Source organism: Domibacillus indicus (assembly GCF_023715895.1).
Classification (GTDB): Bacteria; Bacillota; Bacilli; order Bacillales; family Domibacillaceae; genus Domibacillus; species Domibacillus indicus_A.
Map to the genome: position 1 here is coordinate 1 of NZ_JAMBOO010000037.1, position 16,346 is coordinate 16,346.

The window sequence follows — 16,346 nt, forward strand, 5'->3', positions numbered from 1 at the left end:
ACACCCTTAGCAGGGGCGCCTCTTCAGCCTCTTGAGTACTTCCCCAGATTGGCTCCGCAGGCAAGACTCGAACTTGCGACCGATCGGTTAACAGCCGATTGCTCTACCACTGAGCTACTGCGGAATAGTTTGTACTAACGACAGCTATAAAATAATATCATCTTAAAAAAATAAAATCAATACTTTTTCAAAAAAATTCTTATTAACTTTCTTCTTTTACTGTTTTCTTTTCCAGCAAAGTGAAATATACCCCTTTAAGAAAACCGCTGTATAGAGTTTTGAATTCATTATGAAGAGTCATACTTATCAAAAGTAGAAAATATAAAATATGAATAAAGCAGAAGGTTAATAGATTGAAAACCCATGAGAGAACCTTAAGAAAAACTTTTTTAGAGACGTATTACTGAGTAACCACTTGAATGGTGGTGCCTTACTCGTTTAGGCTTTGCTGCACGCTCACGCTGGGATTTTATATGACTTTTTTGACCCCCTCCTTTTCCTTCTTTAACAAACATACCTATTAAGGAAAAAAATGTATTAGCACAAGCAGCCTGTATAATTCATCATGGAATACACATCCTATCTCTGCTTAGGAGGTGAGATATCATGACTAATCAAAGAAATAATCAAAACCAACAAAATAACAAAGGTGTCGCAGAGAGCATTAAGAACACAGCAGGCTCTGCCTTTGAAACCGCGCATAATGCTTTAGAAGCAACAGAAAATGTTGCCATGAATGCGGTTGATGCTACGAAAAACGCTGCAACGAATGCAGTTGATGCTACGAAGAATGTGACAAACAATTTAACAGGCAACAACAGAAACAACCGAGGCAATCAATAAGGAATAACGAAAAACGCCATTTATCTGGCGTTTTTCGTTATTGCATACATTAATTAAATATCAAGAATCAAATAACGCTCATTTAGTATAAATACATATACTGCTTATTCATAACAGCATGCTTCACCTAACCGCTTCATTCGTTGAAGAACGATACCTTTTATTTAAATAGAAATTTCACCGGTTATCAATTTTTTACAAATTATTCTAACAAAGAACAAATTCATCATTAAACAGGACTGTCTACTTTTTAGACAGCCAAAAACCAGTATCTGAATGGACACTGGTTTTTCAGTTTATGACTTATCTAGGCAAAGTAAAAGCTGCGGTTCTGCCTTTAAACAACGCTTTGCCATCTGTTCCATAAAACGGGCCAAACTCTAAATCAAACTTCTTAAAGATCTCGAATTCATCTTTATTAAATAAAAATACATGTAATTTTTCGCCTTGCTGCCCGGCCGCAATCTCTTGCGGATCTTGCGGTTCAGCCATTCCTTCAGCAAAAGCTGTCCCCCTGTTTTCATCAATTCTTAATTTAGAGCCGATATTCCAAATACTTACCGGTGCATCCGATTGGTTATCAATTTTCAGTTTAACCGTTAAAGCAACAACTCCACTGTCCCCAAAATTTTTGAAACGCTCGACGTTGGCTGCGGTTGGAATCACTTCTGCATACTGCACCCCTTCAAGGGTTACTTTCACATCGTCAATTTGTTTTGTTTCATTGATTCCGGATTTTTCAAAGATCATTTTCTTATCGGCCATGTTATCAGTAGTCAGGCGATCTTGATAAAATTTTGGCTGACTGGCTGTTTGCGCACCTTGTTCAGTACTATAAATGAAATCATAAGCCGGCGATTGCTGCGGGTTACTATTTTTAAATTGGTCGTTATCCGCAAGATCGCCTTCGATAATATATTTTGGTTTAACGGTTTTTAATTGATCAAATTCGGCATTAGTTAAAGTAAAGGTCATTAAGCCCGTTACCTTTTCGCCAGCTTCGAATAAAGAAATCTCATCTTTATTCTTTTTAATTTTGTTAATTTGCTGATCTTCCGGCACAAACGTTTTCCAATCGGACGGTATGTAATCTAAATCATTACTTAGCTGAATTTTATGTATGTTGTTATAATACATCGGTTTGCTGGTTCCATTTTCAATCGTCACTTTAGTCGAAACCACATATCCATCAATTTGGTCATCAAATGGGATCGTAGAATCTTCATTCATATCGGTAACTTTCACAATTTGATATTCATCCACTGAAACCTTAAAACCGTTCATATCATGGGTGAATTTAGGCTCTTTATTCGTATAAACCACTTCAACATTTCCTTCTGTTTCTGCAGCGATATTTGGATTCAAGATCTCACTGGATTCAGAAGTTGATTTTTCTTCAGCGGAACTTGTTTCTTCCTTGGCACTAACCGCCTTGGCTTCCTCTGTTTTTGATTTAGGTTCGTCTTTTACTTCCGGTTCAGACGCTTTTTCTTCATTTCCACATGCTGCAAGCAATAGCAGGCCAGAAATGATTGTCCCTAACAAAACTTTTGATTTCCCCACGTTTTCACACACCTCTTTAAATTGAATTGTATTACTATACGATTATAACATACATTTTTTCCCTGTAATCTTTTCGCATTTTTTATAAGTACTCTATATTTTCAATAGATACATACTAGTTCTCTTCAAAAGTAAGTAAAAGATAAAAAATAAAAGCTGCCTCCGATCTTTGTGTTTAGACGGACGCAGCTTTTTTATCTATTGTTTTTGGATTCCCGCCTTCTATCTTCGGTTCCAGATAAGATTTTCCTTCTTTTTGGAATTTTTTTCGAATCTTTTAAGCTGGTTAAACGTTTGAATTACCCCCAGTTACTCACTACGTTCGTTGAACAAGGGGGATTCCTAAGTACAGGAACCTATCGGCCCCTAATTCATTAGGCTACACCCGTCACTCCGACGGTTGGCAGTACAAACGACCTTGCAGCAAGTCTCCTGCAGCAAATCAAATTGTGTGACTAAACAATGGTTAAATCATGGATATTCCGGGAAGCATTGATGTCCGCGTTTTCGGAATGACCGCAGGAAACACAAATAAATGCCGCTTGTGTTCGACGGTTTTCTTTCGCTGTATATCCGCATGAATGGCACCTTTGGGAGGTGTAGCGAGGATCAACCGCAATCACCTTCTTGCCGTACCATTTCGCTTTGTATTCCAGCATCGTGCGGAATTCCGACCAGGAAACTTCGCTGATTGCTTTGGATAAGGTACGGTTCTTCAGCATGTTTGACACTTTCAGGTCCTCAATCCCGATGACATCGTGGTTTTTGATGATCTCGGTCGTGATTTTCTGCAAGTAATCAGTCCGTGCGTTCGCAATCTGTTCATGAATACGTGCCACTTTGATACGCTGCTTTTGCACATTTTTCGCTTCTGACAACGGTCTTTTTTGCTGAATCGCCAGGTGCTGGCGGCGGGAAAGAATGCGCTGTGCCTTGGCCAGCTTCGCTTCTAGCGCTCTAAAAAACGTTGGATTTTTGTACACTTTCCCGTTCGAGAGAATGGCAAAGTCTTTTAAGCCAACATCAATCCCAACGGTGGAATCTGTTTTGGGCAGGTCTTTCACCTCTGTTTCAACAAGCAAAGAAACGAAGTACTTTCCGGAAGGGCTTTTCCGTACCGTTGCATTTAAAATGCGGCCTTGCACGTCACGGCTGTTCGCAAAACGAACCCAGCCCAGCTTAGGCAGTTTCATGCGATTGCCTGCAATACTTACCTCTGGAAACTGGTTCTTTTTTTCAATATTCGTTGTGTAAGACTGAACCTTATTTTTCTTACTCTTAAATCGTGGAGCATCGTTTTGCTTCTTGAGGAAACGGTCAAATGAGTCCGCAAGATGTTTCAAGGATGATTGCAGGGAATGTGAATCAACTTCCTGCAGCCAGCTTAATTCTTTCTTTAGCTGAGTAAGCTGGGAAGAACAGGCACTGTACGATAAGCCTTTTCCAGTTGTTTGATAGGTTTCGTTCCATAAGGAAAGAAAGCGGTTGAACACAAAACGCGAGCAGCCAATGGTTTTCGCAATCAACATTTCTTGTTTTTTGTTTGGATATAAGCGAAAACGGCAGGCTTTGTTCACCAGCATTCTACTCACCTCGTTTAGTAACTATAATACAAATTATACAAAAAAAAGACAGAACTAAAAACGTTTGCTCCGCAAAACTGACATTCACCCCACCGCTTATTTCTGGGCTGCGCCCTTGACGAAATGGAAGCGGGGGTACTCTTTCAGTAAAATCTGATAGAAGGTTGAATTCATCTTTGGAGGAGATACTTTGAGCACTACAACATGGCTTTTCATCGTTATTTTTCTTGTGGCGGGACTACTTATTATTGACGATATCCGTAAAGAAAAGAAATAACGGGATCGAAAAATTGTTCATCCGCCTTGGGCTTTTTTGTTTAACCGCTGTCTGATCCTATGCATATACACTTCGGCTGCAGCATACATCTGTTTCTTATCTCGCAGGCTGTTCCAAGTCATTTTCATTTTGCAAAAGATACATCGTTTTACATAAGATTTTTTCTTACTTTTTAAAATGTATATTTTCTTTTTTTCTTCGTTAACGAGAAGTTGAAATACGTCAGGCCGTGAGTAATGGCCCACCACATCAAAATCAAATTGGCTGTAAGCAATATCGTGCAGGTCCAAATCCGCGATCAGTATGTCTTCTTTTCCAAATACCGGCTCTTTTATATAGTCTCCTAAAGGACCCACAATGGCGCTGCCGCCCGGGCACATCTCTTCTGGTGAATGCTCTAATTCCGCGTAGCCAGCCAGGTCTTTCGGATACATTTCTTTGTTTACGTACTGGTTGCAGGATAGCACAAAGCATCTGCCTTCCGCGGCAATGTGGCGAATCGTCGACTGCCAGAGTTCCCGGGAGTCCGCAGTAGGTGCAATGTAAATTTGCACACCTTTTGCATACATCGCAGCTCGCGCCAGCGGCATATAGTTTTCCCAGCAAATCAGCGCTCCTATTTTTCCATATGGTGTATCAAAAACAGGAAGCGTGCTGCCGTCTCCTTCTCCCCAGATTAACCGCTCTGAACCTGTTGGTTTTAACTTGCGATGTTTGCCAAGCAGCGAGCCATCCGGACCAAAAAACAAAACGGAGCAGTAAAGAGTTCCCCCGCTGTATTCCGTGTCCCGCTCAATTAAGCCGATCACAAGGTACACTCCTGCTTCCCGTGCTGCTTCCCCCAGCCGTTTTGTTGTTTCACTGGGAACAGGTACGGCGTTTTCCCAGTAGCGAAGCCAGTCTTTTCTTCCTTCCGGTGAACGGCTGCCGACAACCGCGCCAAAGCTCAGCCCTCGCGGATAAGCCGGAATAAAAGCTTCTGGAAACACAACCATATTGGCTCCTTTTTCTCCTGCTTCTTTTGTTAAGGCAATCGCTTTTTCTGTGCTTGCCTCTCTATCCATAATCACAGAAGCCGCTTGGACAACAGCTACTCGTACGTTACGTTGATTTGTCATGAGACTCTGCCTTCTCTCTGTTTAAAGAATAGTTTGTATTTTCCCGCATTATTTATAGTAAGATAAAAAAATTGTTTTGTATCCATCCAATTTGACCGTTCGTTTCCGGTCCAATTTGTCCTTCTATCGCTTCCTTCCTTTAAATAATTGGAAACCCTTTCACTTTTTTCGTTTAAAATGAATTTTTTAAACTTTCATTGACAAGGTGCTCGAACAAGTGTAATTTAGTTTTTAGTTACATATTAGTTACATATTTTTGAATATTCTTATCTCGAGAGGTGGAGGGACTGGCCCTAGGAAACCTCGGCAGCGGACTATTAAAGTACTGTGCCAATTCCAGTAGCGATTTGCTTGAAGATAAGAAGAGAACCCGTTTTGACGATTACCCTCTTCTTATTTTTAAGAAGAGGGTTTTTTAATTTTGAAAGAAAGAAGGAAATAAAGTTATGACAAACACATTAGTAAAAGCTCCATTTAAAGCGGATCACGTAGGGAGCTTTTTAAGAACCGCACCTCTTAAAGAAGCCAGAACAGCTTATACGAACGGGGAAATCGATAGAGCTGCCTTAAAAGCGGTAGAGGATCAAGAAATTGAAAAGCTTGTCCAAAAACAAATTGAAACAGGCCTTAAATCGATTACCGATGGTGAATTTAGACGCGCGTGGTGGCATTTAGACTTTTTATCAGGCCTAGAAGGCGTAGAGGAGTTTGAAACGGAATACATCAGTCAGTTTAAAGGGGCTAAAACAAAAAACAAGGCCATTAAAGTAGTAGGTAAAGTAGCGTTTAATGATCATTATATGCTCGAACACTTCACGTTCTTAAAAGAAGCGGTTGAAAAATACGGGGATGGAAGCCAGGTTGCTAAATTCTCCATCCCAAGCCCTAACATGTTGTTTACTAGAATCCAAGAGGATGAGTATTACAACGGGAACAACGAGCAGTTTTATCATGATACAGTCGCTGCTTACCAAAAAGCGATTCAAGCTTTTTACGATGCGGGCTGCCGTTATCTGCAGCTAGATGACACTTCATGGATTGATTTTGTTTCCGAAGAGCGCATCAATGCTGTTGTTGAAAAGCTTGGCATGGACGTACAAGATATTATCAATACAAGAGTAAGCTGCTTAAATGATGCTATCGCTAAGAAACCAGAGGATATGTTGATCACGATGCATATTTGCCGCGGAAACTTCAGATCTACGTATATTACAAGCGGTGGCTATGATAATATCTCGGATGCAATTTTTGCGAACCTGCATGTAGACGGGCTTTTCCTTGAGTATGATGATAACCGTTCAGGTGACTTTGAACCATTGAAAAACTTTACGCGTAGTGACCAAACGGTCGTACTGGGGTTAGTTACATCTAAATTCCCTGAATTAGAAAATCCAGAAAACATTAAAGAAAGAATTCAAGAAGCCAGCCAGTTTATTCCTTTAGAAAATTTATCATTAAGCCCTCAATGTGGATTTGCAAGTACAGAAGAAGGAAACGAATTAACAGAAGAAGAACAATGGAATAAAATCCGTCACGTTGTTCAAATTGCAGAAGATGTCTGGGGAAATAAGTAAAAAGTAATTGAAAAGAAAAGACCTCTCCTCAGCTGCAGGAGAGGTCTTTTCCCGCTTAATCTTTGATTTTTAGTATCAAAGATTAAGAACTTACTAAAGGGCCGTTCCTTCATTTGTGGAATGGCCCTTTCATCGATTTAAAGTATTTTCTTTTTTTCTGATTTAATTTGTCTCAGCTGTGTTATATTGCCCTTTTCGAGTAACAAAGCTGACAATCATCATTACGATAACGTTAACCGCCAGAGCAATAATACCAATATTAATATCTTTTAATGACTGCGGTAAAAAGGGCAACAAGGCCGCAATCGTCGGTTGACTAAGGGTAATATAAGCGACTGTCGCAAGTCCAGAGATGATACCAGCTGCTGCCCCATACTTTGTAACAACATTTTTCTTCATTAAACTAAAGTAAAGTGACGGAGCCAGCTGTGTCATTAAGCTGTAACCCATCAAAATAATATTCGATAAAGTCGTTCCGCCATTCAAAGTAAAGTAAACCGCTGTAAGAGAAACTGCAGGAACAAGAAGCTTGGCCAGCTTTCCGATTGTTTCATCCGTTGCCGAAGGTACGAAGACTCTATAGACGTTTTTGGACAATAAAGTGGCCGTGCTCATGACAAGCAGTGAACCAGGCACCAGCGCTGTTAATAATCCCGCTCCCCCTATGATCCCAATAACCCACGGGTCAAACGTTTCGATCGAAAGACGCAGTAAAGCAAGATCCACTTCTTCCCCTTCTAATCCCGGCACCTTTAAAATCGCTGCTGTTCCGACAAAAAATACAAACAATAACATCAGTGTATACAATGGGCTGATCATCGCATTCTTGCGAAATACTTTTTCGTTTTTTGCGGTATAAGTGGAACTAAACACTTGCGGCCACATGTAAAAACCTAAGACAAGCAGCAGAACCGTAGAAATAAGCCAGGAAACGCTAAGGCCCTGCTCAGGGAACTTTAGTAATTCAGGTTTCGCTGCATAAACGGCCTCGAACATCGGCTGATATCCGCCATAATAATGAAGAGGCAAATAAATGCCAAGGAAGCCTATAATGCCTATCATCATAATGTCTTTAATGATCGCCGTCCAAGCTGATCCATGTATACCCGATACCATCACGTATATAGTAAGGCTTATAGCCCCCAGCCAAACAGCTGTATTCATAGAAATCGCTCCGTATGATGCCTGCGACACGATAATGCCCATTCCTTTCAGCTGAACGACGATTACAGGGATCATTCCGATTACACCAACCAGCGCAACCAGAACCCCTAAATACGGACTTTTATACTTACTTACAAAGAAGTCAGACTGTGACATCAACTGATGTTCTTTTGCATATTTCCATATAACAGGCAGCAGCCAATACGATAAAACATACGACAGGGTGATATACATCAGAACGTACAAAGCGGGCGCCCCTTTTCCGTAAGCCCAGCCGCTGCCGCCCAGGAAGGAAAACGTCGTATAAATTTCTCCAGCCATCAAAAGAAAGACAAGCATCGCCCCAAATCCTCTTCCGCCGACTGTCCATTGTTCTAAATTCATCTCTTTTCCTTTAGTAGACCGAATCCCTAAAAAAACAGACAGAAGTAAAAATCCTAAAATAATCAAAAGAGCCGTATTCATTTTCCGTCCCCCTCTTTGTTTCGGGGATCCAATTTATACATGATGCCTAGAATAAGAGAAGTAAGAAGTGTCCACATAACTACCCAAAACATCACAAACGGCATCGAAAAAACAAAAGGCTCCACCCTGTTAACGAAAGGAAGAAAGCCCAGCATACCTATAAAAGGTATAATTGAAAGAATGTACATAACTTTCATTGTGACATCACCATCCAGCTATCGGTTAGTAAACATGCAATCAAGGAATTCCTTTCAAGCAGTTTAAAACGGAATTTAAATTACAGTTCAATTATTGCTTTATATGGCTCAATAATCTAGGTTTTTTTGTTTTTTTCATTAATCAGTTGATTAAAATTGCTCAGTAGTTTTTCAAAGGAATCTATTCACTGCCCCTTCTTCCTTTAAATTAGCCATTTTATTTGCATAGAATACCCATATTCATGTTGAATTTTACTTAGACATTCTTATTAGTACTAACATTATGACTAATATTAACACCTATATTAAGAGAAAGATCCACTGCGCAGAAAAGCAATATAAGATGGACTTGTTTAGCCTATTCAACCAAGTAAGATAAGCAGGATACCCAAAAATAAAGCTATAAAGCCTACAAATAGATCCATCAGATGCTCTAGCAGCGCCAGCCATTTTTCTTTTGTTGAGTTCACTTGTCTCACATTCATAAAAATGAAGAAAACTTTTCGTAAACTTTTATGCTATCTTCATCTGCTTATGGTATAACGGTAACCTGAATGCTAACCGAATAGAAGTTGCCTATCTAAAAGAAACGGCCTCTCTAGTATGCAGAGAAGCCGTTGTCGATAAATATTATTCGTTTGTTTGAGAAATTTCCATGATGATTTGCGGCAGTGCTTCGCTGACTGGCGTTGATGGACGTCCGAGCAGCTTGTCAAAATCATCGCTATCGGCCTCCAATGCGCCTTCGCGAATCCCCCGCTGGATTTCTACAAGAAATGGCAGAAAATCGTCTGGTACGCCTGCTTCTTTCATGATATCTGCATAAGCGGTATCATCGACTTGCTGAACTGGTATTTCTTTACCAAGTATGGTGCCAATATCGGATACCAGCTCTTCCTGGGTCATAGGCTTACCGGAAAGTTCATAAATGGTATTGGCGTGTCCTTCCCCAGTCAGTACAGCAGCGGCTGCCTCCGCATAGTCCTGCTGCGGCGCCCAGCCTACTTTGCCGGAACCTGCTGAAGTGACCCAGGGTGCACCCGCGACTGCTCCTTGAATACTTGGAATTTCGTTTTCCAAGTACCAGTTGTTTCGCAAGAAAGAGTACGGAATGCCCGTTTTTAAGATCGCTTCTTCCGCAGCACGGTGCGGCGGTGCTAAAAACAGGGTGCTTTCACTTGCGTTCGTTAAGCTCGTATACGCAATAAATCCAACCTGTGCGTCTTGAGCTGCTTTTACTGCGTTTGTATGCTGGCGGATTCTTGTTTCATTATCGCCATCTGCAGAGATAATGAGCAGCCGGTCGATTCCTTGAAAAGCAGAAGTTAATGTTTCAGGAGAATCAAAGTCCCCCTGCCGGACTTCTACTCCCTGATTCTTCAATGCTTCTGCTTTTTCCGGATTGCGGACACTTATAGCTAATTGGCTGGCTGGAACAGTTTTCAATAATGTTTCTACGACCTTCGTTCCTAATTTCCCTGTTGCACCTGTCACTAATATTTTCACGGCTTATTCCTCCAAATCTGTTTTAATTTTATCTTTCTTGCTATATTTCCCCGGTAAGATACTAAATAATCAAGCTGTCCGGTTTAATATAATTTGTGAGGATTGAACCAAGATCTTTTTAAGAGACATGAAGGAATGATTCATTCACGTTTACGCCCGTCTCCTGTCATTAAAATTTCGCCGCTGCTTTTGCGGTTTTTTCCAGACCCTCTGCAATGATCACCTGTGAACGGTCCGTATACTGGTTATGCCCCTCTATGATGATTGTTTCAGGGTTGGTAATTCCCCAGAATGCAAGTAGATTGGTTACATAGTTCACGGCCATTTCCATGGAAGCCATTTGTTGAGAAGAGTAATCGGAGCCGCGTGCATTTAAGATGACCACTTTTTTATCTCCAGCTAATCCGACTGGGCCCTGTTCGGTATATTTAAATGTTTTCCCCGCCTGGGAAAGGTACGAAATATAGGTTACGAGCGGAGCTGGAATTGTAAAGTTCCATAACGGAAAAGCAATTACGACTTTTTCGGCCGCTAGAAACTGGTTTAAATATTGTTCTACTAGATCTGCCGCTTTTGCTTCTTCCGGTGTCAGCTCTAAGCCCTGGCTGCGCTTGTATCCAGCTGTAATCGTCGTGTTTCCGAAGTACGGAAGGTCAAGGTTGAACAGATCAAGTTCGGCTATATCAGCGTTTGGATTCGCTTCTTTAAACGTCGTTAAAAAGGTATCATACATTTGTGAGCTGACAGCTTGTTCTGCTGGACGATCATTTGCTTTGACAAATAATACTTTCGCCGTTTTTGGCACTACCGCCGTAGTCATATCTTGTTCTTTACTTCCAAATAATTTATCTAAAAATCCCATTTCTATCACCTTTGCTTTCTTTAAAATATGATTCAGCCGAATTCTGCAGTCGAGATCCGGATTTATTTATTTACTTGTTTCTTTTTTAACAATTGGCATTACCCGCGTGGCTAACAGCTCGATTCCTTCAGCCACCTTTTGGAACGGCAAGCCGCCTATATCAATTTGTGCCAGAAAACGCTGATGTCCAAAAAGCTCATGCTGACGAAGAATTTTCTCTATGATTTGCTGCGGGCTTCCTACAAACAGAGCAGTATCCGGCGCTGTCATTTGTTCGAAATCTTCTCTCGATACGCTGCCTCCCATACCCCGCTGACGATTCACATAAGACCAATAATTTACATAGTAAGGGTAGAACTCTTCTTTGGCTTGCTGTGTCGTCTTTGAGATATAGCCGTGGCCGGTTACACCAATTTTAAGCTTTTCCGAAGCATGGCCTGCTTTAGCACCCGCTTTGCGATATACATCCGCCAACGGCTTAAACCGTTCCGGGTCACCACCAAGGATGGCCATAGCCATGCCAACGCCGAACCTGCCAGCCCGCTCTGCACTTTCGAGCGTGCCTCCAACACCTACCCATATAGGCAGCTCCTTTTGCAAAGGACGAGGAGCAATTTCCGCATTTGTTAAAGCTGGACGAAAGCGTCCCTGCCAGGAAACTCTTTCTTGTTCATTAAGCTTTAAAAACAGCTCCATATGTTCAGAAAACAGAGCATCATTGTCATCGATTTGAAAGCCGAAAAGCGGAAATGATTCGATGAAAGCGCCCCGTCCGGCGATCATTTCTGCCCGTCCGTCAGAAACCAAATCCAATGTAGCAAAGTCCTCGAACAAACGAACAGGATCCACTGTACTTAATACCGTTGTGGCACTTGTTAATTTGATGCGTTTTGTGGTTTGCGCAATCGCTGCTAGAACAACAGGAATAGAAGAAGTTGCATAGTCTAACCGATGATGTTCGCCAACTCCAAACAGATCAAGGCCTGCTTCATCCGCAAGCTTGGCGGCTTCGATGATTTCTTTTATTCTTTGATGCGCACGAATGGTTTGGCCTGTATAAGGATCCGGGCATAAATCACCAAGCGTATAGAGGCCAATTTCTATTCCGGTATTTTTCAACTTTTCCTGCATAACCGCGCTTCCCTCCAATTAAAACCGTTACGATACAAAAAAGCGAAATCAAGCTCTGATTCTTCATTTAATGAGTAATCAAATTCGATTGCTTAAAAGGTTCTGTAGTTCTTTTCTTCAACTTTCTTTATTACGCTTCTTTAGAGCGAAAAAGAACGTGATCCAAAGCGAATAAAGATTTTTTAGCCAGCGAAAGATAAATCGCGATTACGATGAGCGCTAAATCAAGCTCGTAGCCAGCCATTTGTCCGTTTCCAAGAAACCCAGCAGCCAATTTTACTTTCACAGTGGCCACAGCCAGAATGACCGCAAATAAAATCGCCACTACCCGGGTCCCTAATCCCAGTACCATCGCCAGTCCGCCAACTAATTCAATGACGGCCACAACGTATGCAGTGAATGGAGGAAGACCGAGGCTGTCAAAAAATCCAGCCGTGTTCTCAATACCCCCTTGAAATTTTGCTAATCCATGTACAAAAAACGTGATTCCCAAAAATACTCTTAAAATGAATGTCCCTATTTCATTGCTTCTTTCCATGTTTTTATGCCCCTTCCAAAATGATGTTGTCCCTAATCAAAACCACTGCAGTTTTAAATACGTTTAATTAGTGGCTTACTTTATGTAAGTTATTATATTTACGTAATGTAATTCCGTCAAGTAAGTATTTGAAAAAAAATAATTTAATTATTTTTGAATCCGGTTATAATATAAATAAGGAGTGATAAAAAATGGATAAGTCAATTTGTCCACGATTTGAAAAAGCCATGGGATTACTGAGCCAGAGATGGACAGGCATGATCATTTACCAATTGCTATCCGGTCCACAGCGTTTTTGCAGCATTGAATCTTCCATCGGAGTCAGTGGCAGAGTGCTTTCGGAAAGATTAAAGGATTTGGAAAGCGAAGGAATTGTGAAACGAGATGTTTATCCGGAAACCCCTGTTCGAATCGAATACTCACTGACTGAAAAAGGATTAGGATTAGAACCTCTGATGAGAGATATTGAGAAGTGGTCACAGACCTGGCTGGAAGCATAAAGATTTCGCACAATATGGTTGCTTTTAAAAAGCAATAATTGAAATAACCACCGTTTTTATACACCTTCCAAGACTGCTGACAACAAAAAAGCTGATCCCCTGCCGGAATCAGCTTTTTCTTTTTAAAACGAATGCTTAATCTTGTGGGAAAAGAGCCGTAACCTGCTCTTCCACTTCTTTTAACATGCCTTCATACATATCCGCGCTTAAATAACCGATACTTCCAAAGAACAAATGCCCTGCTGGTTCAATGCCTGTAAACTCGAAAATCCCTGTATCGGATGTAACCTTCATTCCTGCCGTCATACCCATTTCATCATACACTTCACTCGGCGTGCCATGTGTATTAATGATAAAGCCTTTTTTACCTGTCAGCATTTTAACAATTCCCTGCTCACCAGCCGCATACGCAAAGCCGTAAGAAAATACGCGGTCTACATAGCCTTTCAAGATTGCTGGAAGACCCGTCCACCAAATCGGGTAAATAAAAGTAATGGCATCCGCTTCTGCGATAAATTCCTGTTCTGTTTTAATATCCTGCGGTGTCCGCCCTGCTTTCATGGCTTCTGTATCTTCTGGTTTCAGTACGGGCTGAAAATCCAAAGCATACAAATCACGTACAGCTACTTCATGGCCATTTTTCTTTAATGCTTCCACAGTCGTTTTGAGTATAGCGTGATTTAAGCTTTCTTTATGAGGGTGGGCATAAACGATAAGATGTTTCATGTGGATAACCTCCGATAATATAATTTTTTATTCTTTCCACATACATAGATATCTATGTATTCCATTAAAAAAATTTAAAACCTGTTCAAAATGGTTTCCAGCAGCCGTTCCAGCTGCTTTTTCTCGTCTTCCTGCAAACCGCCATACAGTTGTTCATTTAACCGCGCTGAAACGTCGCGGAAGATCGGTTCTAACTGCCTGCCTTTTTCCGTCAGGCAAATGAGCGTGATCCGCTGATCCTCCTCACTTTTTTTTCTTTCCACATAGCCTAAAGACTCTAATTTTTTCACCAGTACGGTAACAGTAGGCTGTGTGCGGTGGATTTTTTCAGCCAGTTCTTTTACCGAAAGCTGGTTTTCTTGATATAAAAATGACAGAATACCGCCATGCGAAGGAACAATTCCTTCAATGCCGTGCTGCCCGAGTTCTGAGACAATCATTTTATCGACTGCCTCTTTAATTTTTCCAATCATGGAAGCTGCATGATATTTCAACATAGCCACATTATACATAGACATCTATGTAATGACAAGAAATAAATGAGTGTATTCATGCAAATTTTGTCTGCCACCTTTATTTCTTTTCCTTCCCTATACAAAAACACCCTTTAAAGCGGAAGCTGCTGCTCATTCGCCTTAAAGAGTATTTTTCGATTTATGATTCCTGTTTTCTATTTCTTTTCAAAAATTGTGCCTTTTTTAAATGCCGAATTTTTAAATGTGAATTTCATCAGCAGCAGGTATGAAAGCCCGCCGACAATCACGCCGATAATCCAGCCCAAGTCTACTTGCATAAAAGCTGCGCCAGCCCCGATCAGCATGGCCAGGATGGCACACGGATTGAACCCGGCAAACTGTCCGTTTTCTTCATACAAATGGGATACATCCACTTTCTGTTTCCGCAAAATATAGTATTCTACCAGCAAAATCGAAGCAATTGGCCCCAAGAAAGCAGAGTAAATCAAAATGAATGTATTTAAGCCTTGTGCAGATGAATCCTGTACTAAAATCCATGGGCAGGAGCAAAAAGCAAGCAGCCCGGTAATGACGACCGCTGGCTTGTACTTTAACTTTGTCAGCGATGTAATCACATACGTTGGCGGAATAATATTGGCCACCATGTTGACAGCAACTGCGCCGATTACGATAAATGCCGATACTGCAACGGTAATATAAGGGTTATCCACCACAACCGCAAAAGCTTTAACCGGATTAGAGATACCGGTAGCAGCCGCGAGCATCGCACCAATCGTCAGAACAAATCCGTAAGCAACCACAATTGGCGAGAAGTATAAAAAGCCGCGTTTTGCATCACTAATTCCTATTTTCAGCTCCCGTGAATAATCGGCTGCACTCAAGAAAATAGCCGCATAGTTTCCGAGGAACACCATAATAAACGCAAAGAACGGCAAGCCCCATGAGCCTTCAGCATGAACCCATTTTTGAGCAATGACATCGCTATGGGACGCCATCAAAACACCAAATACATAAACAAGTCCCAGCATAATCACAACAGATGCCAAAATCTCCATCCACTTAATCGCATGAAAACCAAACATCGACAGAACAATTTGCAGGAGCTGGATAACTACAAAACAAATGGCTACATTATCAAAAGAGCCGCCCGATACAATTTTAGCAATTTCATTTAAAGCGGTTCCGCCCGTCCAGCTTTGAAATCCATACCAGACAATCGCCGGTATACCGCGCAGCAAGGAAGAAATCACAGAACCTTTAACCCCAAACGACATTCTCAGCTGCACCACATATGGAATTCCCGTTCGATATCCGAGCCGGTCATTCAAAGCGAAAAAGATTGAAATAATCCCAATTGCAATCGCTGCGGCCAAAAAAGTCTGTAAAAGGTTCAACGTCGCCACACCCGCTACAACCAAACTCGCCCCAAGTGTCATATTCCCCAAGTTTACGCCGTCACCAATCCACATAAACATATAAGAAAAAGGCCCAACCGTTCGACTTTCTTTTGTTTTCGGTTTTAACGATTCATCGATCCCTGTTGAATAAGGAATTGATACCTCTTCTGTTGTCTGCCTGACTGCATTTGTTGACATGATGCCTTCAACTCCATTTCTTTATCTGCATCATCCCTTCATTTAACTGTCTAGATAAAAGAATATTCAGTCAAATAAGGGTATAAATTGCTTCTATTTCAACATAGTAAAACTGTTGCTCTTTTCTGATTTTCCTTCTCTTTTTTTATTGTTGAAAGGACAAAAGAAATCAATATTACACGGAAGATAACTTCTCATTCAATGTCATCAAATGTAACATAAGTAAAG

The 16,346-nt window shown here is 41.1% G+C and carries 15 protein-coding genes, 1 tRNA gene and 1 riboswitch; of the genes, 3 read left to right on the forward strand and 13 right to left on the reverse strand.

What is annotated here, in order from left to right:
- Positions 1–49 precede the first annotated feature (49 nt).
- Positions 50–124, reverse strand: a tRNA-Asn gene (locus M3221_RS23925).
- Positions 125–606: 482 nt separating this feature from the next.
- Here M3221_RS23925 and M3221_RS23930 point away from each other — a divergent pair.
- Entirely contained in the window at positions 607–843 is a 237-nt protein-coding gene (locus tag M3221_RS23930; RefSeq protein WP_242237329.1) for a hypothetical protein, read from the forward strand.
- A 303-nt stretch (positions 844–1,146) separates the two neighbouring features.
- On the opposite strand, the gene M3221_RS23935 is transcribed toward M3221_RS23930, so the two are convergent.
- The 3 genes from M3221_RS23935 to M3221_RS23945 form a co-directional block, all read right to left on the reverse strand.
- Positions 1,147–2,406 (reverse strand): DUF5068 domain-containing protein, encoded by a 1,260-nt coding sequence (locus M3221_RS23935; protein ID WP_251274577.1) that lies wholly within the window; start codon positions 2,404–2,406, stop codon positions 1,147–1,149.
- A gap of 455 nt (positions 2,407–2,861) precedes the next feature.
- Positions 2,862–3,989 (reverse strand): IS200/IS605 family element RNA-guided endonuclease TnpB, encoded by a 1,128-nt coding sequence (gene tnpB / locus M3221_RS23940; protein WP_251274578.1) that lies wholly within the window; start codon positions 3,987–3,989, stop codon positions 2,862–2,864.
- A 294-nt stretch (positions 3,990–4,283) separates the two neighbouring features.
- Positions 4,284–5,384 carry a carbon-nitrogen hydrolase family protein gene (locus M3221_RS23945; RefSeq protein ID WP_311316176.1) on the reverse strand — a complete coding sequence of 367 codons (1,101 nt, stop codon included), beginning with the start codon at positions 5,382–5,384 and terminating at the stop codon, positions 4,284–4,286.
- A gap of 263 nt (positions 5,385–5,647) precedes the next feature.
- A riboswitch (SAM riboswitch) is annotated at positions 5,648–5,748 on the forward strand.
- An 82-nt stretch (positions 5,749–5,830) separates the two neighbouring features.
- Between M3221_RS23945 and M3221_RS23950 the strand changes: the two genes are divergently transcribed.
- Positions 5,831–6,958 (forward strand): 5-methyltetrahydropteroyltriglutamate--homocysteine S-methyltransferase, encoded by a 1,128-nt coding sequence (locus tag M3221_RS23950; protein WP_251274579.1) that lies wholly within the window; start codon positions 5,831–5,833, stop codon positions 6,956–6,958.
- Positions 6,959–7,120: 162 nt separating this feature from the next.
- Here the strand turns inward: M3221_RS23950 and M3221_RS23955 are convergent, their stop codons facing one another.
- From M3221_RS23955 to M3221_RS23980, 6 genes are all read right to left on the reverse strand, one after another.
- Positions 7,121–8,587: a sodium:solute symporter family protein gene (locus M3221_RS23955; protein ID WP_251274580.1), complete on the reverse strand. Its 1,467-nt coding sequence runs from the start codon at positions 8,585–8,587 to the stop codon at positions 7,121–7,123.
- Positions 8,584–8,784 carry a DUF3311 domain-containing protein gene (locus M3221_RS23960; protein WP_251274581.1) on the reverse strand — a complete coding sequence of 67 codons (201 nt, stop codon included), beginning with the start codon at positions 8,782–8,784 and terminating at the stop codon, positions 8,584–8,586. The genes M3221_RS23955 and M3221_RS23960 overlap by 4 nt, the downstream gene beginning before the upstream one ends.
- A gap of 630 nt (positions 8,785–9,414) precedes the next feature.
- On the reverse strand, positions 9,415–10,290 hold the full coding sequence (locus tag M3221_RS23965) for an SDR family oxidoreductase (RefSeq protein ID WP_251274582.1): 876 nt from the start codon (positions 10,288–10,290) through the stop codon (positions 9,415–9,417).
- Positions 10,291–10,459: 169 nt separating this feature from the next.
- A complete protein-coding gene (locus M3221_RS23970; RefSeq protein WP_396395405.1) occupies positions 10,460–11,152 on the reverse strand; it encodes an FMN-dependent NADH-azoreductase in 693 nt (230 codons plus the stop codon).
- Positions 11,153–11,218: 66 nt separating this feature from the next.
- Positions 11,219–12,283, reverse strand: a complete 1,065-nt coding sequence (locus tag M3221_RS23975) for an LLM class flavin-dependent oxidoreductase (RefSeq protein WP_251274583.1) — start codon at positions 12,281–12,283, stop codon at positions 11,219–11,221.
- Positions 12,284–12,413: 130 nt separating this feature from the next.
- On the reverse strand, positions 12,414–12,821 hold the full coding sequence (locus M3221_RS23980) for a DoxX family protein (RefSeq protein WP_251274584.1): 408 nt from the start codon (positions 12,819–12,821) through the stop codon (positions 12,414–12,416).
- A gap of 191 nt (positions 12,822–13,012) precedes the next feature.
- On the opposite strand from M3221_RS23980, the gene M3221_RS23985 reads away from it, so the two are divergent.
- Positions 13,013–13,321, forward strand: coding sequence for a winged helix-turn-helix transcriptional regulator (locus M3221_RS23985; RefSeq protein WP_251274585.1), 309 nt, complete (start codon positions 13,013–13,015; stop codon positions 13,319–13,321).
- A 135-nt stretch (positions 13,322–13,456) separates the two neighbouring features.
- On the opposite strand, the gene M3221_RS23990 is transcribed toward M3221_RS23985, so the two are convergent.
- The 3 genes from M3221_RS23990 to M3221_RS24000 all read right to left on the reverse strand — a co-directional run bounded on the left by M3221_RS23990 (position 13,457) and on the right by M3221_RS24000 (position 16,118).
- Complete coding sequence (locus tag M3221_RS23990; RefSeq protein ID WP_251274586.1) at positions 13,457–14,047, reverse strand: NAD(P)H-dependent oxidoreductase; 591 nt, start codon at positions 14,045–14,047, stop codon at positions 13,457–13,459.
- Between the two features lie 74 nt (positions 14,048–14,121).
- A complete protein-coding gene (locus M3221_RS23995) occupies positions 14,122–14,544 on the reverse strand; it encodes a MarR family winged helix-turn-helix transcriptional regulator (protein ID WP_251274587.1) in 423 nt (140 codons plus the stop codon).
- 173 nt (positions 14,545–14,717) lie between these two features.
- Positions 14,718–16,118 (reverse strand): NCS1 family transporter, encoded by a 1,401-nt coding sequence (locus M3221_RS24000; RefSeq protein WP_251274588.1) that lies wholly within the window; start codon positions 16,116–16,118, stop codon positions 14,718–14,720.
- Positions 16,119–16,346: the final 228 nt, after the last annotated feature.

Coding starts and splice junctions, on each gene's coding strand:
- M3221_RS23930 (WP_242237329.1), top strand. CDS start 607: ATGACTAATCAAAGAAATAATCAAAACCAACAAAATAACAAAGGTGTC.
- tnpB (WP_251274578.1), bottom strand. CDS start 3,989: ATGCTGGTGAACAAAGCCTGCCGTTTTCGCTTATATCCAAACAAAAAA.
- M3221_RS23945 (WP_311316176.1), bottom strand. CDS start 5,384: ATGACAAATCAACGTAACGTACGAGTAGCTGTTGTCCAAGCGGCTTCT.
- M3221_RS23950 (WP_251274579.1), top strand. CDS start 5,831: ATGACAAACACATTAGTAAAAGCTCCATTTAAAGCGGATCACGTAGGG.
- M3221_RS23955 (WP_251274580.1), bottom strand. CDS start 8,587: ATGAATACGGCTCTTTTGATTATTTTAGGATTTTTACTTCTGTCTGTT.
- M3221_RS23960 (WP_251274581.1), bottom strand. CDS start 8,784: ATGAAAGTTATGTACATTCTTTCAATTATACCTTTTATAGGTATGCTG.
- M3221_RS23970 (WP_396395405.1), bottom strand. CDS start 11,152: ATGGGATTTTTAGATAAATTATTTGGAAGTAAAGAACAAGATATGACT.
- M3221_RS23975 (WP_251274583.1), bottom strand. CDS start 12,283: ATGCAGGAAAAGTTGAAAAATACCGGAATAGAAATTGGCCTCTATACG.
- M3221_RS23980 (WP_251274584.1), bottom strand. CDS start 12,821: ATGGAAAGAAGCAATGAAATAGGGACATTCATTTTAAGAGTATTTTTG.
- M3221_RS23985 (WP_251274585.1), top strand. CDS start 13,013: ATGGATAAGTCAATTTGTCCACGATTTGAAAAAGCCATGGGATTACTG.
- M3221_RS23990 (WP_251274586.1), bottom strand. CDS start 14,047: ATGAAACATCTTATCGTTTATGCCCACCCTCATAAAGAAAGCTTAAAT.
- M3221_RS23995 (WP_251274587.1), bottom strand. CDS start 14,544: ATGTTGAAATATCATGCAGCTTCCATGATTGGAAAAATTAAAGAGGCA.
- M3221_RS24000 (WP_251274588.1), bottom strand. CDS start 16,118: ATGTCAACAAATGCAGTCAGGCAGACAACAGAAGAGGTATCAATTCCT.